Raw genomic sequence first — 23280 nt, 5'->3', positions numbered from 1 at the left:
GGTGTGTGACATGGCCGACCCCTCCAGCTACCGCCCCAAGCCGGGACAGATCCCGGACTCTCCCGGGGTGTACAAATTCCGCGACGAGCACCGCCGGGTGATCTACGTCGGAAAGGCGAAGAGCCTGCGCCAGCGCCTGGCGAGCTACTTCCAGGACCTGGCGAATCTCCACCCGCGCACCCGCACCATGGTCACCACGGCCGCGTCGGTGGAGTGGACGGTCGTGTCCACCGAGGTCGAGGCCCTTCAGCTGGAGTACTCCTGGATCAAGGAGTACGACCCCCGGTTCAACGTCAAGTACCGCGACGACAAGAGCTATCCCTACCTCGCGGTGACGATGAACGAGGAGTACCCCCGTGTGCAGGTGATGCGCGGCCACAAGAAGAAGGGCGTCCGCTACTTCGGTCCCTACGGGCACGCGTGGGCCATCCGCGACACCGTCGACCTGCTGCTGCGCGTCTTCCCGGTCCGCACCTGCTCCGCCGGCGTCTTCAAGAACGCCGCCCGCACCGGCCGGCCCTGCCTCCTCGGTTACATCGGCAAGTGCTCCGCCCCCTGCGTGGGACGGGTATCGCCCGAGGAGCACCGTGAGCTGGCCGAGGAGTTCTGCGACTTCATGGCGGGCCGTACGGGGACGTACATCCGCCGTCAGGAACAGCAGATGACGGACGCGGCGGAGGAGATGGAGTACGAGCGCGCTGCCCGGCTGCGCGACGACATCGAGGCCCTGAAGAAGGCCATGGAGAAGAGCGCGGTCGTGCTCGCCGACGCGACCGACGCCGACCTCATGGCCGTCGCCGAGGACGAGCTGGAAGCCGCGGTGCAGATCTTCCACGTACGCGGCGGACGCGTGCGCGGCCAGCGGGGCTGGGTCACGGACAAGGTGGAGGCGGTCACCACGGGTGACCTCGTGGAACACGCGCTCCAGCAGCTCTACGGCGAGGAGACGGGCGACTCCGTCCCCAAGGAAGTGCTCGTCCCGGCGCTGCCCGAGCCGGTGGAGCCCGTTCAGGAATGGCTCACCGAGCGCCGCGGGTCGAACGTGTCACTCCGTATCCCGCAGCGCGGCGACAAGAAGGCGCTCATGGAGACCGTGCAGCGCAACGCGCTCCAGGCGCTCGGCCTGCACAAGACCAAACGCGCCTCCGACCTGACCACACGCTCGCGCGCTCTGGAGGAGATCGCCGAGGCGCTCGACCTGGACAGCGCGCCGCTGCGGATCGAGTGCTACGACATCTCGCACCTCCAGGGCGACGACGTGGTGGCCTCGATGGTCGTCTTCGAGGACGGGCTCCAGCGCAAGGGCGAGTACCGGCGCTTCCAGATTAAGGGCTTCGCCGGCCAGGACGACGTCCGCTCCATGCACGAGGTGATCACCCGCCGCTTCAAGCGCTACCTCGTCGAGAAGGAGAAGACGGGGGAGTGGACGGACGCCGAGGACGCCTCTTCGAAGACCCCCGCCGTCGGGGCATCGCTCCCCGGGGCCCCGCTCCCCGGCGTGCCGCTCGACGGGACGCCCCCGCTTTCCGGGACGTCCCTCCCCGAGACCCCCTTCTCCGTGAGCGCCTTCTCCGAGGACGACGGCCGGCCCAAGCGCTTCGCCTACCCTCCGCAGCTCGTCGTCGTCGACGGTGGCCGGCCACAGGTCGCCGCCGCCCAGAGGGCACTCGACGAGCTCGGCATCGACGACATCGCCGTGTGCGGACTCGCCAAGCGGCTGGAGGAGGTGTGGCTGCCGGACGAGGACGACCCGGTGGTCCTGCCGCGCACCAGCGAGGGCCTGTACCTGCTCCAGCGGGTCCGGGACGAGGCCCACCGCTTCGCGATCACCTACCAGCGCGCCAAGCGGGCCAAGCGCTTCAGGGCCGGCCCCCTGGACGATGTGCCGGGCCTGGGCGAGTCGCGCAAGCAGGCACTGATCAAACACTTCGGTTCGGTGAAGAAGCTGCGGTCCGCGACGATCGACCAGATCTGCGAGGTTCCCGGCATAGGCCGAAAGACGGCGGAGACCATCGCCGTGGCCCTCGCCCAGGCGGCTCCGGCCGCACCCGCCGTGAACACGGCGACTGGAGAGATCATGGAAGACGACGAAGACGCGGCGCCCGAGACGACGGCGGGCACCGCGGAGGAGCCCGTGACCGCGGGCGCCTCGGACGAGCGACGGGGGCAGGAGACATGACCGAGAACGACGCGCGTGAAGCGGAACGCCCAGCGCAGGGCCTGGAAGAACACAAGGAAACAGGCGAAGATCACGCGGAGCACGAAGCACCGCGGCAGGACGAAGCACCACGGGAAGACGGAGCACAAGTGGGTACGGGCACGGAGACGGCCGGAACAGCAGTCCCGGACGTGGCCATTCCCGAGCTGGTGATCATCTCGGGCATGTCCGGAGCCGGCCGGTCCACGGCCGCCAAGTGTCTTGAGGACCTCGGCTGGTTCGTCGTCGACAACCTGCCGCCCGCCCTGATCCCCACCATGGTGGAGCTCGGCGCCCGCTCCCAGGGCAATGTGGCACGGATCGCGGTCGTCGTCGACGTACGCGGCCGCCGGTTCTTCGACAACCTCCGCGAATCCCTCGCCGACCTGGAGTCCAAGAACGTCACCCGGCGGATCGTCTTCCTGGAGTCCTCCGACGAGGCCCTGGTCCGCCGCTTCGAGTCCGTGCGCCGGCCGCACCCCCTCCAGGGCGACGGCCGCATCGTGGACGGCATCGCCGCCGAGCGTGAGCTGCTGCGCGAGCTGCGCGGGGACGCCGACCTGGTCATCGACACCTCCAGCCTGAACGTCCACGAACTGCGCGCCAAGATGGACGCCCAGTTCGCGGGCGAGGAGGAGCCCGAGCTGCGGGCCACCGTCATGTCCTTCGGGTTCAAGTACGGCCTCCCGGTCGACGCCGACCTGGTCGTGGACATGCGCTTCCTGCCCAACCCGCACTGGGTCCCCGAGCTGCGCCCCTTCACCGGCCTGAACGAGGAGGTCTCGGCGTACGTCTTCAACCAGCCCGGGGCCAAGGAGTTCCTGGACCGCTACGCCGAGCTGCTCCAGCTCATCGCCGCCGGATACCGGCGCGAGGGCAAGCGCTATGTGACCATCGCGGTCGGCTGCACCGGCGGCAAGCACCGCTCGGTGGCGACCGCCGAGAAGCTCGCCGCCCGTCTCGCCTCCCAGGGCGTGGAGACCGTGCTCGTGCACCGGGACATGGGGCGCGAGTGACCGGACGTACGACCCTGCGGCTGGGCCGGCTGCGCCGGGAGATCCCCGGGGTGCGCGCCACCCAGCCGGTCGCGGCGCGCGGCGCCAAGCCGCGCCGCCGCGGCGCCCAGCCCAAGGTCGTCGCCCTCGGCGGCGGCATGGGGCTGTCCGCCTCGCTCGCCGCGCTGCGCCGGATCACCGGTGACCTCACCGCCGTCGTCACCGTGGCCGACGACGGCGGCTCCAGCGGCCGTCTGCGCGACGAGCTGGGCGTCCTCCCGCCCGGTGATCTGCGCAAGGCGCTGGCAGCGCTGTGCGGCGACGACGACTGGGGCCAGACCTGGGCCCGTGTCATCCAGCACCGTTTCCAGTCCCAGGGCGACCTGCACGAACACGCGGTCGGCAATCTGCTGATCGTGGCCCTGTGGGAGCAGCTCGGCGACCATGTCCAGGCCCTCGACCTGGTCGGCAAGCTGCTGGGCGCGCACGGCAGGGTGCTGCCCATGTCCGCCGTGCCCCTGGAGCTCCAGGCCCTGGTCAAGGGGCACGACCCGGACCGGCCCGACGAGGTCGACACGGTCCGGGGCCAGGCGAACGTGGCCCTCACGCCCGGCGAGGTCCAGTCCGTGCACGTCGTGCCGCACGATCCGCCGGCCGTGCCCGAGGCCGTGGCCGCGGTCCTCGACGCGGACTGGGTCGTCCTCGGCCCCGGCTCCTGGTTCTCGTCCGTGATCCCGCATCTTCTGGTGCCCGAACTCCTGGACGCCCTCATCCAGACGAAGGCGCGCCGGGTACTCTCCCTTAACCTCGCGCCGCAGCCCGGAGAAACCGAAGGCTTCTCCCCGCAGCGTCATTTGGAGGTTTTGGGACGACACGCCCCTAAACTCGCCCTGGACGTGGTGCTGGCCGACGAGGCCGCCGTGCCCGACCGCGACTCTCTCGTCGACGCCGCCCAGCGGCTCGGCGCCGCGGTCGAGCTGGCGCCGGTGGCCCGGACCGACGGATCTCCGCGGCACGACCCGGAGCTGTTGGCCGCCGCGTACGACCGTATTTTTCGGATGCATGGAAGGATCGGCCCATGGCGATGACGGCAGCGGTGAAGGATGAGATTTCCCGGCTCCCCGTCACCCGGACCTGCTGCAGAAAGGCGGAGGTTTCCGCCATTCTGCGGTTCGCCGGCGGCCTTCACCTGGTGAGCGGCCGGATCGTGATCGAGGCGGAGCTCGACACCGCGATGGCGGCGCGCCGCCTGAAGCGGGACATTCTGGAGATCTTCGGCCACAGCTCCGAACTGATCGTGATGGCGCCCGGCGGACTGCGCCGCGGCTCGCGCTACGTCGTGCGCGTCGTCGCGGGCGGCGACCAGCTGGCCCGCCAGACCGGGCTCGTGGACGGCCGAGGCCGCCCGATCCGGGGTCTGCCGCCGCAGGTGGTCTCGGGGGCCACCTGCGACGCGGAGGCGGCCTGGCGCGGGGCGTTCCTGGCGCACGGCTCGCTCACCGAGCCCGGCCGCTCCTCGTCCCTCGAGGTGACCTGCCCGGGGCCCGAGGCCGCGCTCGCGCTGGTCGGCGCCGCCCGCCGGCTGTCGATCGCGGCGAAGGCCCGTGAGGTGCGCGGCGTGGACCGCGTGGTCGTCCGCGACGGGGACGCGATCGGCGCGCTGCTGACCCGTCTCGGCGCGCACGAGTCGGTGCTGGCCTGGGAGGAGCGGCGGATGCGCCGCGAGGTCCGCGCCACGGCGAACCGGCTCGCCAACTTCGACGACGCCAATCTGCGCCGTTCGGCGCGCGCCGCCGTCGCCGCGGGTGCCCGCGTCCAGCGCGCCCTGGAGATCCTCGCCGACGAGGTGCCGGAGCATCTCGCCGCCGCCGGACGGCTGCGCATGGAGCACAAGCAGGCCTCCCTGGAGGAGCTGGGCGCCCTCGCCGACCCGCCGCTGACCAAGGACGCCGTCGCGGGCCGTATCCGCCGGCTGCTGGCGATGGCCGACAAGCGGGCGCAGGACCTCGGCATCCCCGGGACGGAGTCGAACCTGTCCGAGGAGATGGCGGACAACCTCGCGGGCTGACCCGGATCCCGCGGGACGACGTGGAACGTGGAACGTGAAAAGGGGACGGGACGACCTGACGGAAACTCACCACGCCGGTGCCGATGCCCACTTGGGAGATCGGTACCGGCGTCCGTCCGTCCGCGAGGCACCCTTGACTTGACCATGAAGTGTCATGAGCCTGGCATCTGTTCGCTGCTGTGGCGGACCAGTGCAAGGGGGGCTCATGAGACGAAGAGCGAGCGCGATCCTCGCTACCGGCGCGCTCCTGCTGGGCGGTGCGGCCATGGCGCCCATCGCCCAGGCGCAGAACGACAGTTCGCCCGAGCCCGACGCGAACGCCGTGAAGGTGTTCCGCGCCGAGGTCACGAAGCAGCAGGTACCCCTGCTGCTCGCGGCCGGCCAGGACGGTCACGAACTCGGCGACGCGACCTGGAAGAACGGCAAGAGCACGGTCGAGGTCTACGTCACCGACAAGCAGGCCCGGAAGCTGGAGAAGCAGGGCGTCGACCTCACCGAGCACACGCTCTCCGCCAAGGCCGAGAACCGGGTCGAGGACGCCGCCCAGGGGGTGTTCCGCCCGTACAGCGGGAAGGGCAACCTCCAGGAGGAGATCATCAGGACGGGTCAGGCCAACCCCGGCCTGACCAAGGTCGTCTCCATCGGCAGGACCACGAACGGCCAGGACATCCTCGCCCTCAAGCTGACCAAGGGCGCGAAGAAGACCAAGGACGGCGCCAAGCCGTCGGTGCTGTACATGTCCAACCAGCACGCGCGCGAGTGGATCACGCCCGAGATGACGCGGCGTCTGATGCACTACTACCTGGACAACTACGCGACGAACAAGCGCATCAAGAAGATCGTCGACTCCTCCGAGCTGTGGTTCGTCCTGTCGGCCAATCCGGACGGCTACGACTACACGTTCAAGGGCACGGACGAGCGCCAGTGGCGCAAGAACCTGCGGGACGTGAACGGCGACGGGGCCATCACCACCGGTGACGGCGTCGACCTCAACCGCAACTTCGCCTACAAGTGGGGCTACGACGACGAGGGTTCGTCCCCCAACCCCACCAGCGAGACCTACCGGGGTGCGAGCCCCGCTTCCGAGCCCGAGACCAAGGCGCTCGACGCCTTCGAGAAGCGGATCGGCTTCACGTACGGCATCAACTACCACTCCGCCGCCGAACTGCTGCTCTACGGAGTGGGCTGGCAGGTGGCGACGCCGACCCCGGACGACGTGCTCTACAAGGCACTCGCCGGAACCCCCGAGAACTCGGCGATCCCGGGCTACCACCCCCAGGTCTCCTCGGAGCTGTACACGACCAACGGCGAGGCGGACGGCCACGCGGGCAACGTCAACGGCACAGCGATGTTCACCCCTGAGATGTCGACCTGCCAGACCGCGTCGAACCTCGACCCGAACGACGCCTGGAACGCGGCGGACTGCGCCTCCGTCTTCACGTTCCCGGACGACGAGAAACTGATCGAGCAGGAGTTCGAGAAGAACGTCCCGTTCGCGCTCTCCGTCGCCGAGACGGCGGCCCACCCCGACCAGCCGTCCTCCTCGGTCGGCATCGCGGCCCCCGACTTCACCCCCGCCACCTTCTCCACGTCGTACTCACGCGGCGCCGACCAGGAGGTCTCCGTCGTCGTCCGCAGGTCCGTGCGCGACAAGGAGCTCAAGTACCGCGTCGACGGCGGCCGGACGCACGACATGGCGCTCAGGCCCTGGCGGGGCGGCGAGACCTACGGCGGCACGGACAACCTCTACTTCGACGAGTACCGCGCCAAGGTCAAGGACGGCGACCCGGGCGACAAGGTCGAGGTCTGGTTCACCGGCGAGACCAGGAGCGGAAAGCCCAGCTCCAGCCCGCACTTCACGTACACCGTGGCCCAGCGGCCGCGGGCCGACGTGCTCGTCGTCGCCGAGGAAGGTGCGACCGCCACACAGGCGCAGACGTACGTCGACGCGCTGAAGGCCAACGGCAGGAAGGCCCTCGTCTGGGACGTCGCCACCCAGGGTGCGCCGGACGCGCTCGGCGTCCTCGATCACTTCGGGACCGTCGTCCACTACACCGGCGCCCTGCGGCCCGGCAACGCCACCCAGCTCCAGCTGCGGGCCTTCCTCAACGAGGGCGGCAAGCTGGTCGAGGCCGGCGAGCTGGCCGGCGGCAGCGTCGATCTCGGTGGCGGCACCCTCTCGAACGACTTCAGCCAGTACTACCTGGGCGCCTACTCCCGTACGTCGACTCCCGGCGCGAGCGGCTTCACCGGCTCGGGGAAGCTCGGCGGCGCCACGGGAGCGCTCGGCGACGCGCCCGGCAACCCGCTGAACGCGGCGGGCACCTACGGCGTCACCTCGGACTCGCTCACCGCCGCGCAGTACCCGCAGTTCGCCTCCAGCGCGGGAGCGGGCCAGTTCGCCGGGACCGTCAACCCCTACGGGCCGTACGCGGGCTCGTACATGGCCGCCGCGGTCCACACCGACGATGCCTACAAGCGACTCACCCGCACCATCGACCTCACCGGGGTCGGCGCCGCCGCCAAGCCGACGCTCCGTTCTCAGCTCCTGTGGGACACCGAGCCCGGCTACGACCACGCGGTCGTCGAGGTCCACACGACCGGGGCCGACGACTGGACCACGCTCCCCGAGGCGGGCGGTGCCACCTCGGCCACCGTCCCCACCGAGTGCGAGGCCGGCTTCCTCGCCCGGGAACACCCCTGGATCAAGCACTACCTGACCCTGAACGCGGCCGGCTGCACCAACACGGGCACCAGCGGTGCGTGGAACAGCTTCACCGGCGCCTCCAGTGGCTGGCAGCAGGTCGACTTCGACCTGAGCGCCTACGCCGGCAAGTCGATCGAGGTCTCGTTCAGTTACATCAGTGACCCGAGCGCGGGCGGCCACGGCCTCCTCGTCGACAACGCCTCCCTCGTCGTCGGCGGCACCGCCACCGAGACGGAGGGCTTCGAGTCCTCCCTGGGTGCCTGGAGCGTCGCCGGAGCGCCCGCTGGCAGCCCGGCCGTCCTGCGGGACTGGGCGCGCACGGGAGAACTCTTCAAGACATACGGAGCGGTCACCACGGACGACTCCGTGCTGCTGGGCTTCGGCCTGGAGCACGTCACCGCGGCGGCCGACCGTGCGGCTCTGATCGGAAAGGCGCTCTCGGCACTGAATAGCTGACTGTGCGTGACAATCGCATGAACAGCGAAGGCGATCCGTACCCCTACTGACGGGTACGGATCGCCCTGCCGTGTATGGCCCTACTGGATGTCACTCCGGGGGCTTCAGGGAGGTAGGGTCGGAGGCGGTCGGGGACATCCCATACAACTCGCCGACATCTAAGTCGGCGTACCTAACGAGGAGATCGGTTCGTGACGATCCGCGTAGGCATCAACGGCTTTGGCCGCATCGGTCGTAACTACTTCCGCGCGCTGCTGGAGCAGGGTGCTGACATCGAGATCGTGGCTGTCAACGACCTGGGTGACACCGCGACCACCGCCCACCTTCTGAAGTACGACACCATCCTGGGCCGACTCAAGGCCGAGGTGTCGCACACCGCCGACACGATCACCGTCGACGGGCACACGATCAAGGTCCTGTCCGAGCGCAACCCCTCCGACATCCCGTGGGGCGAGCTGGGCGTCGACATCGTCATCGAGTCGACCGGCATCTTCACGAAGAAGGCCGACGCCGAGAAGCACATCGCCGGCGGCGCCAAGAAGGTCCTCATCTCGGCTCCGGCCAAGGACGAGGACATCACCATCGTGATGGGCGTCAACCAGGACAAGTACGACCCGGCGAACCACAACATCATCTCCAACGCGTCCTGCACCACCAACTGTGTGGCGCCGATGGCCAAGGTTCTCGACGAGAACTTCGGCATCGTCAAGGGCCTGATGACGACGGTTCACGCGTACACGAACGACCAGCGCATCCTGGACTTCCCGCACTCGGACCTGCGTCGTGCCCGCGCCGCCGCCGAGAACATCATCCCGACCACGACGGGTGCCGCGAAGGCCACCGCCCTGGTCCTCCCGCAGCTCAAGGGCAAGCTGGACGGCATCGCCATGCGCGTCCCGGTCCCGACCGGTTCGGCCACCGACCTGGTCGTGACGCTGCAGCGCGAGGTCACCAAGGACGAGGTCAACGCCGCGTTCAAGAAGGCCGCCGATGACGGCGACCTCAAGGGCTACCTTGCGTACACCGAGGACCAGATCGTCTCCTCGGACATCGTCGGCGACCCGGCGTCCTGCACCTTCGACTCCTCCCTGACCATGGTCCAGGAGGGCAACACGGTGAAGATCCTCGGCTGGTACGACAACGAGTGGGGCTACTCCAACCGCCTCGTCGACCTCACGGTCTTCGTCGGCGGCCAGCTCTAAGTCCCAGAGCAGGCACCTCGATGTGAGCCAGGGCTCGGGCAGCGCGACGCCGCGCTGTCCGGGCCCTGTGCTACGTAGTGATCGATCAGCCCTCTCGGATCTCAAGAGCCTTCCCTAGGAGTCCCTTTATGCAGACGATCGACGAACTTCTCGCCGAAGGCGTGGACGGCAAGCGGGTCTTCGTCCGCGCCGACCTCAACGTGCCGCTGGCCGACGGCCTCATCACCGACGACGGCCGCATCCGCGCCGTCCTTCCCACCGTCAAGGCGCTGGCCGAGGCGGGCGCCAAGGTGATCGTCGCCTCGCACCTGGGCCGCCCCAAGGGTGCCCCGGACCCGGCGTTCTCCCTGCTCCAGCCCGCCGAGCGACTCGGTGAACTGCTCGGCGCGCCGGTCGCGTTCGCGCAGGACACGGTCGGCCCCGCCGCCCACGGCGCGGTGAACGGTCTGCAGCCCGGCCAGGTCGCGGTCATCGAGAACCTCCGCTTCAACGCCGGCGAGACGTCCAAGGACGACACCGAGCGCGGCGAGTTCGCCGACCAGCTCGCCGCCCTGGCCGATGTCTACGTGAGCGACGGCTTCGGCGCCGTGCACCGGGGGCACGCCTCCGTGTACGACCTTCCGGCCCGGCTGCCGCACTACGCCGGCTACCTCATCGCCACCGAGGTCGGCGTCCTGAAGAAGCTCACCGAGGACGTCCGGCGGCCCTACGTCGTCGCGCTCGGCGGCTCCAAGGTCTCCGACAAGCTCGCGGTCATCGACCAGCTGCTCGGCAAGGCCGACCGCATCCTGATCGGCGGCGGCATGGCCTTCACCTTCCTCAAGGCCAAGGGCTACGAGGTCGGCACCTCCCTGCTGCAGGAGGACCAGATCCCGGCCGTCACCGAGTACATGGAGCGCGCCGAGAAGCTGGGCGTCGAGCTGGTGCTCCCGGTCGACGTCGTGGTCTCCCCCGGATTCCCGGACCTGAAGGCCAAGGCGCCCACCGAGCACACCGCCGTCGACGCCGACCGGATGCCCGAGGGGCAGCTGGGCCTGGACATCGGCCCGAAGACCGGCGCCCTGTACGCGACCAAGCTCGCCGACGCCGAGACCGTGTTCTGGAACGGTCCCATGGGCGTCTTCGAGCACCCCGACTACGCCGAGGGCACCAAGGCGGTCGCCCAGGCGCTGGTCGAGTCCAAGGGCTTCACCGTCGTCGGCGGTGGTGACTCCGCCGCCGCGGTGCGCACCCTCGGTTTCGACGAGAATGCATTCGGCCACATCTCGACCGGTGGCGGCGCCTCCCTCGAATACCTCGAGGGCAAGACGCTCCCCGGCCTCGCCGCACTGGAGGACTGACCCCGCATGACGACCCGTATGCCGCTGATGGCGGGCAACTGGAAGATGAACCTCAACCACCTCGAGGCCATCGCGCACGTCCAGAAACTCGCTTTCGCCCTGGCGGACAAGGACTACGAGGCCTGTGAGGTCGCCGTCCTGCCGCCCTTCACCGACCTGCGCTCCGTGCAGACCCTGGTCGACGGCGACAAGCTCAAGATCAAGTACGGTGCCCAGGACCTCTCGGCGCACGACTCCGGTGCCTACACCGGTGAGATCTCCGGCTCGATGCTGGCCAAGCTGAAGTGCACGTACGTGGCCGTCGGCCACTCCGAGCGCCGCCAGTACCACGACGAGACCGACGACGTCGTCAACGCCAAGGTCAAGGCCGTCTACAAGCACGGTCTGACCCCGATCCTGTGCGTGGGCGAGGAGCTGGCCGTCCGCGAGGCGGGCAACCACGTCGCGCACACGCTCGGCCAGGTCGAGGGCGGTCTCAAGGACCTCCCGGCCGAGCAGGCCGAGTCCGTCGTGATCGCGTACGAGCCCGTCTGGGCCATCGGCACCGGCAAGGTCTGCGGCGCCGACGACGCGCAGGAGGTCTGCGCGGCGATCCGCGCCAAGCTCGCCGAGCTGTACTCCCAGGAGCTGGCCGACCAGGTCCGCATCCAGTACGGCGGCTCGGTGAAGTCCGGAAACGTCGCCGAGATCATGGCGAAGCCCGACATCGACGGCGCTCTGGTCGGTGGCGCGTCCCTCGACGCCGACGAGTTCGTCAAGATCGTCCGGTTCCGCGACCAGTAAGTATGCGGTAGCGGCGATTCGTCGTACCCTTGCGGGGGTCTGGTGCTGTTGCGCCGGGCCCCCGTCGTCCATCCAGTTCCGAGGAAGTTGGTCCAGCCGTGGTTTTGGGGTTCTCGATCGCCCTGATCGTCTTCAGCCTGCTGCTGATGCTGCTGGTGCTGATGCACAAGGGAAAGGGCGGCGGCCTGTCCGACATGTTCGGTGGCGGCATGCAGTCGTCCGTCGGTGGGTCCTCGGTCGCCGAGCGCAACCTCGACCGCATCACCGTGGTGCTCGGTCTGCTCTGGTTCGCGTGCATTGTCGTGCTCGGCGTCCTGATGAAGATCAACAACTGATCACCGCCCGACATCGGTACGGCAGCACAACTGCACATTACGCAAGCACATTCCGCACGTAAGGCCCCATGTCCGGTACGCGCCTCCAGGCGCGGCCTATCATGGGGCTTGCGTCTAGGGGTGGGGATGTAACTCCAATCACTGGACGCGCGTTGGGCCTTACGTAGACTGAGGCGCTCGCAGCGAAGCGTCACGCCGACTCGCTTCGCGGCACCATCACGCAGGGAGTTACGACCGTGGCAAGTGGCAACGCGATCCGAGGAAGCCGGGTCGGGGCGGGGCCGATGGGCGAGGCCGAGCGCGGCGAGTCCGCGCCGCGGCTGCGCATCTCCTTCTGGTGCTCCAACGGGCACGAGACGCAGCCCAGCTTCGCCAGCGACGCGCAGGTCCCCGACACCTGGGACTGTCCGCGCTGCGGCTTCCCCGCCGGACAGGACCGGGACAACCCGCCGGACCCGCCGCGCACCGAGCCCTACAAGACGCACCTCGCGTACGTGCGGGAGCGGCGCAGCGACGCGGACGGCGAGGCAATCCTTGCCGAGGCGCTCGCCAAACTGCGGGGCGAAATCTAGGAGTTGAGATCCGGCCAGGCACCCACAGGTGTCTGGCCGGAACCGTTTCGGGCGGCTTCGCGGCCGGGGCCCCGCCCCGCCGCCGGTGCTGCCACGCCCGCATGCCTGTGCCGCGCCCGTGCGCCGCTGCCGCGGACGGGTTCTCGTGTGCGCCCGCATACCGGTGAACATGGTCCGGAACGTCCATCGGGTCACGCTGATGCAGTAGCGCGTCCCGGAATCCACGGTGGGGCGTATCGGCTCGGCATTCCGCACGCCTCACCTCGGGTGCCCGCCCGGTGCGTTGCCGGGCCCCGCGGGCGTGGCGGCCCGCGGGGCCCGGCAGGGCACCGGGCGGGCACTGTTCGCGGACGTACACCGCGCCCTCGCCGTCACCGCGCTGATACCTGCGGGCAAGCGGGACGTATCTGTTGTTGAGCCGGAGGACGGCGCCACGTCAGCTCACGTCCAGCCCTGATCAATTAGGTTGGGACCGGCAGCGGGGCAAGGTACGCAGCAGCACAGGCAGGAAAGAAGGCGGAAGTCCGAGATGAACGCAGAAAGCCGTACCCGGCTGAACCAGACGCCCGAGTGGACAGCTCTGGCCAAGCACCGCGAGGAGCTCGCGGACACCCATCTGCGCGACCTGTTCGCGGCCGATCCCGGGCGCGGCTCCGGTTACTCGCTCCAGGTCGGCGATCTGCACGTCGACTACTCCAAGCACCTGGTCACCGACGAGACGCTGCGGCTGCTGCGCGAGCTGGCCGCGGCGACCGATGTCTTCGGGCTGCGGGACGCGATGTTCCGGGGCGAGAAGATCAACGTGACCGAGGACCGGGCGGTGCTGCACACCGCGCTGCGCGCGCCGCGGGACGCGGTGGTGGAGGTCGACGGGGAGAACGTCGTGCCGGCGGTGCACGCCGTGCTGGACAAGATGGCCGGTTTCGCCGAGCGGGTGCGCTCGGGCGAGTGGACCGGGCACACCGGCAAGCGGATCAAGAACGTCGTCAACATCGGCATCGGCGGTTCGGACCTCGGTCCGGCGATGGCGTACGAGGTGCTGCGCTCGTTCACCGACCGCGGCCTCACGCTCCGGTTCGTGTCGAACGTGGACGGCGCCGACCTGCACGAGGCCGTGCGGGACCTGGACCCGGCGGAGACGCTGTTCGTCATCGCCTCGAAGACGTTCACGACGATCGAGACGATCACCAACGCCACCTCCGCGCGCTCCTGGCTGCTGACCGGGCTGAAGGCCGGTCAGGAGGCGGTGGCGCGGCACTTCGTGGCGCTGTCGACGAACGCCGAGAAGGTCTCGGACTTCGGGATCGACACGGCCAACATGTTCGAGTTCTGGGACTGGGTCGGTGGCCGTTACTCCTACGACTCGGCGATCGGTCTGTCGCTGATGATCGCGATCGGCCCGGACCGTTTCCGGGAGATGCTCAACGGGTTCCACCTGGTCGACGAGCACTTCCGCACGGCTCCCGCGGAGGCCAACGCACCGCTGCTGATGGGTCTGCTGGGTGTCTGGTACGGCAACTTCCACGACGCGCAGTCGCACGCCGTGCTGCCGTACTCGCACTACCTGTCCAAGTTCACCGCGTATCTGCAGCAGCTGGACATGGAGTCCAACGGCAAGTCGGTGGACCGTGACGGGCTTCCGGTCGAGTGGCAGACCGGACCGGTGGTGTGGGGCACGCCCGGCACCAACGGCCAGCACGCCTACTACCAGTTGATCCACCAGGGCACCAAGCTGATCCCCGCCGACTTCATCGGCTTCGCCGAGCCGGTCGCGGACCTGCTGCCCGGACTGGTCGCCCAGCACGATCTGTTGATGGCGAACTTCTTCGCGCAGACGCAGGCGCTGGCCTTCGGCAAGACGTCGGACGAGGTGCGCGGCGAGGGAGTGCCCGAGGAACTGGTGCCGCACAAGACGTTCCAGGGCAACCACCCCACGACCACGATCCTGGCGAGGGAGCTGACGCCCTCGGTCCTCGGCCAGCTGATCGCGCTCTACGAGCACAAGGTGTTCGTGCAGGGCGCGATCTGGAACATCGACTCCTTCGACCAGTGGGGCGTCGAACTCGGCAAGGTGCTCGCCAAGCGGGTCGAGCCCGCCCTGACCGAGGGCGCGGACGTGCCCGGGCTGGACGAGTCGACCAAGGCGCTCGTGGCCAAGTACCGGACGCTGCGCGGCCGTTAGGCCAGAATGCGGGGAAGCGGGCGGCGGGAGTCCGCCCGCTTCCCGTAAATCCCGGCGATCACGATCAGGCCGCCGCGCTCAGGGTGTCCGCCAGCCGGCGGCGGGCCGCTCGGGCGGCGGGCAGGGCGGCGAGTGAGGCGGCGCCCAGCACGGCGGCACCGCCGAACAGCAGCAGAAGCACGGCGGACGGTCCCCGCGCGACGCCCGCGCCGATGCCGCTCGACCTGCCCTGGGCATCGATCAGCCAGTGCGCGAGGGGCAGCCCCAGAGCCGTACCGACGAGGACCGCCGCGAAGGCCGTGCACCCCGTGGCCGTCACGGTGATCGCGGTGATCTGCCTCGGCGTCAGCCCGATCGCCTTCAGCGCCAGCAGATCCCGCTCGCCCTCGCGGACCGTGCCGCCGATCGCGGTGAGCAGCTCGATGAGCCCGATCAGGGCCAGTACGGCGATCAGTCCCAGGACGACTCCGCGCAGCGGCGAGAGCCCGTCGGCCGGGTTGGTCACGGCGTGCACGTCGAAGCGTCCGTGCGCGGCCGTGGCCAGCTCCGTGGCCACCCGGTGCGGGTCCGCGCCGGGGCGCAGCTGGAGCTGGTAGAGGGTCGGCCGAAGTTCCGGGTCGTTCTCACGGAGGGTGTCGAGCGAGGTGGAGATGACCCGGCCACCGTTCTCCGGCTCGATGCTCCGCCCCACGATGTGCAGGATCTGCGGCTGAGCGCCCACGGTCATGCGCACCCAGTCGCCGACCCGCACGTCCAGCAGATCGAGCAGGCCCTGACCGGCCACCGCCTCGTCGGGTCCCCGCGCGGGGCGGCCCTCGGCCAGCGAGAACGGGTAGGGGTCCTGGCGTGTGCCGAGGCCGCGCAGCGCGATCGTGCCGGTCTGGCCGGGGACCAGGGCGGGCACCTGGATGCCCGGATGGACGCCGGTGACCTGCGGGTTCCGGTCGAGCAGGGCCCGTACGCCGGAATCGCTCAGACTCCCGTCCGGCCGGACGGTGAGCGCGGCCGCGAGACCGAGCTGCTCGGGCCTGCTGTGGAAACGGTCGATGGTCGTCCAGGCGCTCATGGCCACCACGATCAGCAGCAGGGGCAGCGCGAGGCGGGCGACCGTGGCCGCCGACCGCGGCCGGCGGGTGAACGCCTTGTGCCAGCCCAGGACCAACGCGGACGGCAGTCGCAGCCCGAGCGCCCCGCGTGCCAGACGCGGCAGCCCGCCACCGAGCGGTGCCGCGGCGCGCAGCCCCGGCACCGGTGACACCCGGCCGGCCCGCCACGCGGCGAGCCCCGTCGTCGCGGCGATGAACAGCACCGCGGCCGCGGGCACCGAGAAGAGCGCCGCGGTGTGTTCCGGCAGTCCCTGCCACACCCCGACCGCGTCCCCGAGACGCCCCGGGACCCGGCTGCCCAGCGCCTGCGTGAGCGTGCCCGCGAGCACGGCGCCCAGCAGCGCGAACGCCACGTGCTGCAGCAGGAAGATCCGTACCACCTGGCCCGGCGTGAAGCCGATCGCCTTCAGTACCGAGATGTCCCGCAGATGCCCGCGGATACGGGTGCCGATCGCACCGTGCACGGCGAGCCCGGCGGCGACCAGCGCGCCGAGGCCGAACAGGCCGAGAACCTGCCCGAGCAGCCGGTTGTCGCCCTGCGCCTCGGCCCGCGCCTGCTGCCAGGGGGAGACCTCGGTGACCGCCCCGGCGCCGAGGAGGGTGACGGCCCGCTGGACCGCGTAGTCCGTGTCACCGGGATCGGTCAGCCGCAGCCCGATCACTTGCCCGGCGCGTCCGGCGTTGCCCCGGACCGCCGACGGGAGCGCCCACACCAGGCCCGACCGCTCGCCCGGGCTGTACCGGGCCTCGGCGCTGTCGGCCACGCCCAGCACGGTCAGCTTCCGGGAGGTGCCGGGCACGGTGAGGGTGTCGCCCGGTTCGGCCCACAGTGCCCGGGCGAGGCTGCTCTCCAGCACCACGCCGTCCGCCTCGGCGGGGTCGAGCCAGCGTCCGGAGGCGAGCAGCGGGCGCCCCGTGGCGGGCTGCTCGGTGGCGCCGCGCAGTTCGACCACGGCGCGGGTTCCCCGTGACTCGACGGCGGTCGCGGCCGTGGGGTAGGGGCCCGCGACGGACTCCACTCCGTCCACGTCGGCGAGTCTGTGCGCGTCCGCGGACGGTCCGGTGTGGATCCACACGTGCGCGCCGTGCGACTGGGTGAAGACCCGCTGCCAGGGGTTGGTCGCGTAGCCGAAGAGCGCGGCGGCCAGCAGCAGGGAGGTGACGATCCCGGCGGTGGCGAGCACGATGAACAGCGCCTCACCCCGGTGGGTGCGCAGATCGGCGTGCGCCCAGCGCAACGTGGCACGCATGTCAGTCCTTCAGTTCCAGTACGCCGGATATCCCCAGGCCCGGCGTCGGTGTGCCGTCGAGTTCCGCGTCGTCGGCGATCCGGCCGTCGAAGAAGCTGATCACCCGGTCCGCGGCGCTCGCGAGCCGCGCGTCGTGGGTGACCAGCACGATCGTCTGGCCGCGCTGATGGAAACGGGACAGCAGCCGGGTGACCTCGCGGGTGCCCTTGCTGTCCAGGCTGCCCGCGGGCTCGTCGGCGAGCAGCAGGGGCGGATGGTTGACCAGCGCCCTGGCCAGCGCGACGCGCTGCTGCTCACCGCCGGACAGCTCGCCCGGCATGCTGCGCTCCTTGCCCTGAAGGCCCAGCTCGGCGAGCAACTGCTCGCGCTCGGCGCGCGCCTGCCTGGGGGAGCCCCCGGCGAGCAGGGCCGGGAGCTCGACGTTGTCGGCGACCGACAGGTTCGACACCAGGTTGAAGAACTGGAACACGATGCCGATGCGGCGCCGGCGCTCGACCGCCCAGCGGGCCTCGCCGTATCCGTCCGTGCAGACGCCGTCCAGCCAGATGCTGCCGGAATCCGGCCGCTGGAGCCCGCCGAGCAGATGCAGCAGGGTCGACTTCCCGGCGCCGGAAGGGCCGGTGACGGCCACGAACTCGCCCCGCCGTACGGAGAGGTCGACGCCGCGCACGGCGTGTGCTGGAGCCCCTTCGCCGTAGTGGGTCTTGACCAGGTTCTCCGCGCGCAGCACAGCGGGCTCGCCGGCACGCGGCGAAGGGCTCTCGGGCTGCGCCGACGGGTTCTCGGCGCGCGGCGCGGGAGGGGTGCGGCTCATTCCTGCTCCTCCAACTCCTCCTGGCAGCGTTCCAGCCAGTCGAGATCGGCCTGCAGATGCAGCATGGCGCCCTCGATGAGCAGCTGGGAGATGCGGTTGTCCCGGTTCTCGGTCGTGGCGAGCTTCGACAGTTCGCGCATGGTGTTCAGATACCGGCGCCGCTGCTTGTTGATCAGGGCGATCTGGTCGGCGAGACCGGTCTGCGGCGCGAGCGCGAGCTTCATGAAGAACTCGTCCCGTACCCGCGGTTCGTCCGCCGTCTCCTCGTACCAGGCGCGCAGCGCCTCCCGCCCGGCATCGGTGAGGTGGTAGATCTTCTTGTTGGGCCGGCTCGACTGCTCGACTTCCTCGCCCTCGATCAGTCCCGACTTCTCGAGGCGGCCGAGTGTCACATAGATCTGGCCGACGTTCGGCTGAGGGTACGCGGAGCCCAGCAGTTGCTCAAGGTCCTGCTTGAGCTCGTAGCCATGGGCCGGGCCGCGCGCCAGCAGGGCCAGGAGGGGCAGCCGCACTCGTGCTCTCCTCCCCCTCTTCTCTCTCTTTTTCTCGGTTCGCCCCCCGGGGCGTCCCGGCCGCTCACGGCATGCTCGTCATGTGTTGCGGGCCCATGTGCCGAACACCCATGAATGGGGGGCCAATGTGCCGCAGGCCCTAGTATCGCCCATACCTAACAGGTATACATGGCCTCTGACTCCGGGCGAAGGTGCCCGGTGCCGGTGTACAGGGAGGAACCTATGCGGTGGATACGCGCCGCCGGTAGGGGCCTCCTGGTCGTCGCGGTGGTCCTGTCCGGTTACGTCGCCTCGGGTTCGCCCGCCGACGGGGCGCGCGGGGGCGGACGCGGTCCGCTGACGCTGGCCACCGCCGGTGACCTCACCAACTATCTCGGGCCGCTGCTCGACGACTGGAACCGAGCGCACCCCGGCGAGAAGGTCACCCTCGTCGAACTCCCCGATTCCGCGGACGAGACCCACGCGCAGATGACCACCGACCTTCGCGGCGGTGACCGGAGCCGCTTCGACGTCCTCAACATCGATGTCGCGTGGACCTCGGAGTTCGCCGCCGCGGGCTGGATCTCCCCGCTGCCCCGCGACCGCTTCCCGCTCGACGGTTTCCTGCCTCCGGTGGTCGACACGGCGAGGTACGACGGGAGGCTGTACGCCGTCCCGTACGTCACCAACGCCGGACTGCTCCTCTACCGCAAGGACATCCTGGCCAAGGAGGGCGTCGCGCCGCCGCGCACCTGGGCCGAGCTGGAGAAACAGGCGAGGACCATCGCGCCGAAGTACGGACTCGACGGATACGCGGGCCAGTTCCTGCCCTACGAGGGCCTCACGGTGAACGCCGCCGAGGCGGTCTACTCGGCGGGCGGCACGATCCTCGGTGACGAGGGCGAGCGCGTCACGGTGGACTCCGCGGCCGCCCGCGAGGGCATCGGCTTCCTCGCGGACGGCGTCCGCGACGGCTGGATACCGAAAAAGGCGCTGACGTACAAGGAGCAGGAGTCCAAGCAGGCCTTCCAGGACGGCCGTCTCCTCTTCCTGCGCAACTGGCCCTACGCCTACGTCAGCGCCTCCGCCCCGGGATCGGCCGTCGCGGGGAAGGTCGGCGCGGTTCCGCTGCCCGGCCCCGACGGACCGGGGACCAGCGTGCTCGGCGGTTCGAACCTCGCGGTCAACGCGCGGGCCGGGCACCCCGATTCCGCCGCGCGTCTGATCGCGTACCTCACGAGTGAACGGGTGCAGCGCCAGGTCCTGACCAAGGGCGCGCTGCCGCCCGTACGGGCCGACCTCTACGAGGATCCGGAGCTGGTCCGGGAGTTCCCGTATCTGCCGACGCTGCGCGCCGGTGTTCTCGCCGCGGCTCCGCGCCCCAAGAGCCCCCGCTACGACCAGGTGAGCCTCGCCGTGCAGGCCGTGGTGCACGACGCGATGACCGGGCAGCAGACGCCCGAGGCCGCCGTGCGCCGGCTGGCGCGCGAGCTGGCCGACATCTCGCGCCGGGGCTGAGCCCCTTCCGCGTCGCATCCAGCGACCTTCCTAGTTACATGTTAGGTAACGCCGCCGTCTCATCTCGGGCGGGACAGGCCAATAAATGCGCATTTAAAGGGCCACCCTTCCGCTCCATCCTGTCTACTCGTTGACATCTCTGCGACATGCCTACATAACATGTATGCATAACCGAAGGCACGCACAGACAGGTCAACGGGTGACGCTCAACACGCACCGCTGGTGGCGCGACGCAGTGATCTACCAGGTGTACGTCCGGAGCTTTCTGGACAGCACCGGGGACGGCATCGGCGATCTCGCCGGCGTCCGGGCCGGACTGCCGTATCTGAAGAAGCTCGGGGTCGACGGCATCTGGCTCAGCCCCTTCTACCCTTCGCCGCAGCACGACCACGGCTACGACGTGGCCGACTACTGCGATGTGGACCCGCTCTTCGGCGACCTCGCCGAGTTCGACCTGCTGATGACGGACGCCCGGCGCCTCGGCATCCGGGTGCTCCTGGACATCGTCCCCAACCACTGCTCCAGCGAGCACCCGTGGTTCCGTGAGGCGCTGGACCCGGCGCCCGGCAGCACCGCCCGCGCCCGCTTCCACTTCGCCGACGGCCGGGGACCGGACGGCGCCGAACCGCCCAACAACTGGCACGCCATGTTCGGCGGCCCCGCCTGGAGCAGGGTCACCGAGCGGGACGGCACCCCCGGACAGTGGTACCTGCACATGTTCACGCCGGAGCAGCCCGACCTGAACTGGCGCAACCCCGAGGTCGGCAGCCACTTCGACCACGTACTGCGCTTCTGGCTCGACCGGGGCGTCGACGGCTTCCGTATCGACGTGGCCGCCGGGCTCTACAAGCACCCCGGCCTGCCGGACTCGCCCGACCCCGAGGCCGACGCCCGCACCCGCGACTCGGTCAACCCGCTCGCCTGGAACCAGCCGGAGGTCCACGACGTCTGGCGCCACTGGCGGTCGGTGTGCGAGGAGTACACCGCCGAGGACGGCCGGGAACGGCTGCTCGTCGGCGAGGTCTCCGTGCCGACCGCCCGCGAACACGCCCGGTACGTACGCCACGACGAGCTGCACCAGGCCTTCTTCTTCGACCTGCTGAGCGCGCCCTGGAACGCCGACGCCTTCCGCAAGGTCATCTCCGAGGCCATGCAGGACATCGCGGGCACCGGCTCGACGGTCACCTGGGTGCTCAACAACCACGACCAGGTCCGCACGGTCACCCGCTACGGCGAACTGGGCACCGAGGGCAGCGGTCTCGGTGCCGCCCGCGCTCGTGCCGCGGCGCTGCTGATGCTGGCGCTGCCCGGAGCCGCGTACATCTACCAGGGCGAGGAGCTCGGACTGCCCGAGGTCGTCGACCTTCCCGACGACGTGCTCACCGATCCGATATTCCGCCGGACCGGAAGCCGCGCACGTATCCGCGACGGCTGCCGGGTGCCGCTGCCGTGGTCGGGGCACGCGTCGCCGTTCGGCTTCACCTCGGGCGCGGAGAGCGCCAAGCCGTGGCTGCCGCAGCCCGCCTACTTCGCCGAGTACGCGACCGACCGCGCCCTCGCCGACACCCGCTCCTTCTGGCACCTCTACCGCGACGGACTCCAACTGCGCTCCGGACTACCCCAGTTGGGGGAGGGCGAGCTGCGGTGGCTGGACACCCAGCCCGGTGTCCTCGGCTTCGTCCGCGGCGACGGCCTGGTGTGCGCCGTCAACTTCGGCTCGGCACCTATGCCCGCGCCGGTCTCCGGAACCCCGCTGCTCTCCAGCGGCCCCTGCGCGCCCGGCGTCCTGCCCGGCTCGACGGCCGCCTGGTGGATCAGCGACTCCACCCATCCCTGAGCCCTCCGACCGAGTTCGGGTCCACGACCCTCCCTCCGAGCCCCGCTCCTCCCCCTCCTTGACGATCCGTCAACTTCCATTTCTCCGAAGGGACATCAACGATGATGCGACGACGTACGACCCTGCTCGCCGGCTGCACCGCCCTCGCCCTGGCGCTCGGCGCGACCGCCTGCGGAGGCGGCCCCGTCTCCGCGGGCGGCGGCGACAAGTCGCTCGACGGCCAGACGATCACCGTGGCCGGTGTCTGGTCCGGCAGCGAGCAGAAGAACTTCCAGAAGGTGCTGGACGCCTTCACCGAGAAGACCGGCGCCAAGACGCAGTTCGTCTCCACCGGCGACAACGTCTCCACCGTCATCGGCAGCAAGATCGAGGGCGGCAAGGCCCCAGACGTGGTGATGGTCCCGCAGGTCGGCGTGCTCCAGCAGTTCGCGAAGCAGGGCTGGCTGGAGCCGCTGTCCAAGACGGCCGGAACGGCGGTCGACGCCAACTACGCGAGCGTGTGGAAGGACTACGGCAGCGTCGACGGCACGCTGTACGGGCTCTACTTCAAGGCCGCTCACAAGTCCACGGTCTGGTACAGCCCCGACGCCCTCGACCAGGCGGGCGTCGAACCGCCGACGACCTACGACGCGATGCTGAAGGCCGGGCACACGGTCTCCGACTCGGGTCTCGCCGCCTTCTCCGTCGCCGGACAGGACGGCTGGACGCTCACCGACTGGTTCGAGAACATCTACCTCTCCCAGGCCGGGCCCGAGAAGTACGACGCCCTGGCCACCCACAGGATCAAGTGGACCGACCCGACGGTGGTCGAGGCCCTCACCACCCTCGGCAAGCTCTTCAAGGACAAGCAGCTGATGGCCGGGGGGCAGAACGGGGCCCTGAACACCGACTTCCCGGGCTCCGTCGAGAAGGTCTTCGGGCCCAAGCCCCAGGCCGGCATGGTCTACGAGGGCGACTTCGTCGCCGGCGTCGCCAAGGACCAGTTCGGCAGGAAGATCGGCGAGGACGCGAACTTCTTCCCCTTCCCGGCGGTCGCCGGCGGCAAGGCCCCCGTGGTCAGCGGCGGCGACGCGGCCGTCGTCCTCAAAGACGGCAAGAACCGGAAGGCCGCCATGCGGTTCCTGGAGTACCTGACGACCCCCGAGGCGTCCGCGGTCTGGGCCGGGGCGGGCGGCTTCCTGTCCCCGAACAAGAAGCTCGACCTCGCCTCCTACGGTGACGACGTCACCCGCGAGACCGCCAAGTCCCTCGTCGCGGCCGGGGATTCGGTCCGCTTCGACATGTCCGACCAGGCCCCGGCCGCGTTCGGCGGCACCAAGGGCGCCGGCGAGTGGAAGATCCTCCAGGACTTCCTGCGCGACCCGTCCGACCCGAAGGGGACCGCGGCCGAGCTGGAGAGCGCGGCGGCCAAGGCGTACAAGGGCTGA

At 70.1% G+C, this 23280-nt stretch carries 17 protein-coding genes; 14 read left to right on the top strand and 3 right to left on the bottom strand.

The genetic code is table 11. The features are described from left to right. The first annotated feature begins 10 nt into the window (after positions 1–10). From uvrC to pgi, 11 genes are all read left to right on the top strand, one after another. On the top strand, positions 11–2179 hold the full coding sequence (uvrC, locus tag ABZX90_RS08330; protein WP_351131787.1) for an excinuclease ABC subunit UvrC: 2169 nt from the start codon (positions 11–13) through the stop codon (positions 2177–2179). Next, the gene (gene rapZ, locus ABZX90_RS08325) at positions 2176–3213 is read left to right on the top strand and encodes an RNase adapter RapZ (RefSeq protein ID WP_351131786.1); all 1038 of its coding nucleotides are present in this window, start codon (positions 2176–2178) and stop codon (positions 3211–3213) included. The genes uvrC and rapZ overlap by 4 nt, the downstream gene beginning before the upstream one ends. Continuing rightward, a complete protein-coding gene (gene yvcK, locus ABZX90_RS08320; protein ID WP_351131785.1) occupies positions 3210–4280 on the top strand; it encodes a uridine diphosphate-N-acetylglucosamine-binding protein YvcK in 1071 nt (356 codons plus the stop codon). The genes rapZ and yvcK overlap by 4 nt, the downstream gene beginning before the upstream one ends. Continuing rightward, positions 4271–5260 carry a DNA-binding protein WhiA gene (whiA, locus tag ABZX90_RS08315; RefSeq protein WP_266757464.1) on the top strand — a complete coding sequence of 330 codons (990 nt, stop codon included), beginning with the start codon at positions 4271–4273 and terminating at the stop codon, positions 5258–5260. Before yvcK ends, whiA begins: the two co-directional genes overlap by 10 nt. A 205-nt stretch (positions 5261–5465) precedes the next feature. Next, positions 5466–8423 carry a M14 family zinc carboxypeptidase gene (locus tag ABZX90_RS08310; protein ID WP_351131784.1) on the top strand — a complete coding sequence of 986 codons (2958 nt, stop codon included), beginning with the start codon at positions 5466–5468 and terminating at the stop codon, positions 8421–8423. Positions 8424–8614: 191 nt separating this feature from the next. Next, complete coding sequence (gene gap / locus ABZX90_RS08305; protein WP_351131783.1) at positions 8615–9625, top strand: type I glyceraldehyde-3-phosphate dehydrogenase; 1011 nt, start codon at positions 8615–8617, stop codon at positions 9623–9625. A gap of 128 nt (positions 9626–9753) precedes the next feature. Next, positions 9754–10965 carry a phosphoglycerate kinase gene (locus ABZX90_RS08300; protein WP_351131782.1) on the top strand — a complete coding sequence of 404 codons (1212 nt, stop codon included), beginning with the start codon at positions 9754–9756 and terminating at the stop codon, positions 10963–10965. 6 nt (positions 10966–10971) lie between these two features. Continuing rightward, entirely contained in the window at positions 10972–11748 is a 777-nt protein-coding gene (gene tpiA / locus ABZX90_RS08295; RefSeq protein ID WP_355202564.1) for a triose-phosphate isomerase, read from the top strand. Positions 11749–11846: 98 nt separating this feature from the next. Continuing rightward, positions 11847–12083: a preprotein translocase subunit SecG gene (gene secG / locus ABZX90_RS08290; protein ID WP_351131780.1), complete on the top strand. Its 237-nt coding sequence runs from the start codon at positions 11847–11849 to the stop codon at positions 12081–12083. Positions 12084–12319: 236 nt separating this feature from the next. Beyond that, the gene (locus ABZX90_RS08285; RefSeq protein ID WP_003957010.1) at positions 12320–12655 is read left to right on the top strand and encodes an RNA polymerase-binding protein RbpA; all 336 of its coding nucleotides are present in this window, start codon (positions 12320–12322) and stop codon (positions 12653–12655) included. 529 nt (positions 12656–13184) lie between these two features. Further along, a complete protein-coding gene (gene pgi / locus ABZX90_RS08280; RefSeq protein WP_355202560.1) occupies positions 13185–14837 on the top strand; it encodes a glucose-6-phosphate isomerase in 1653 nt (550 codons plus the stop codon). A gap of 64 nt (positions 14838–14901) precedes the next feature. On the opposite strand, the gene ABZX90_RS08275 is transcribed toward pgi, so the two are convergent. Genes ABZX90_RS08275 through ABZX90_RS08265 form a run of 3 tightly spaced genes read right to left on the bottom strand, consistent with a single transcriptional unit; the run spans position 14902 to position 18519 of the window. Next, positions 14902–17193, bottom strand: a complete 2292-nt coding sequence (locus ABZX90_RS08275) for an ABC transporter permease (RefSeq protein WP_355202558.1) — start codon at positions 17191–17193, stop codon at positions 14902–14904. A 1-nt stretch (position 17194) separates the two neighbouring features. Continuing rightward, entirely contained in the window at positions 17195–18007 is an 813-nt protein-coding gene (locus ABZX90_RS08270; RefSeq protein ID WP_355202555.1) for an ABC transporter ATP-binding protein, read from the bottom strand. Next, the gene (locus ABZX90_RS08265) at positions 18004–18519 is read right to left on the bottom strand and encodes a PadR family transcriptional regulator (RefSeq protein ID WP_261703380.1); all 516 of its coding nucleotides are present in this window, start codon (positions 18517–18519) and stop codon (positions 18004–18006) included. Before ABZX90_RS08265 ends, ABZX90_RS08270 begins: the two co-directional genes overlap by 4 nt. A 222-nt stretch (positions 18520–18741) precedes the next feature. On the opposite strand from ABZX90_RS08265, the gene ABZX90_RS08260 reads away from it, so the two are divergent. The 3 genes from ABZX90_RS08260 (at position 18742) to ABZX90_RS08250 (ending at position 23280) form a co-directional block, all read left to right on the top strand. Then, on the top strand, positions 18742–20016 hold the full coding sequence (locus ABZX90_RS08260; protein ID WP_351129369.1) for an ABC transporter substrate-binding protein: 1275 nt from the start codon (positions 18742–18744) through the stop codon (positions 20014–20016). A gap of 163 nt (positions 20017–20179) precedes the next feature. After that, positions 20180–21853 (top strand): alpha-amylase family glycosyl hydrolase, encoded by a 1674-nt coding sequence (locus ABZX90_RS08255; RefSeq protein ID WP_355202550.1) that lies wholly within the window; start codon positions 20180–20182, stop codon positions 21851–21853. Positions 21854–21954: 101 nt separating this feature from the next. Next, positions 21955–23280 (top strand): ABC transporter substrate-binding protein, encoded by a 1326-nt coding sequence (locus ABZX90_RS08250; RefSeq protein WP_351129375.1) that lies wholly within the window; start codon positions 21955–21957, stop codon positions 23278–23280.

The sequence above is a fragment of the Streptomyces sp. NPDC002935 genome, assembly GCF_040611295.1.
GTDB lineage: Bacteria > Actinomycetota > Actinomycetes > Streptomycetales > Streptomycetaceae > Streptomyces.
This window is presented reverse-complemented; position numbering and strand designations above follow the sequence as displayed.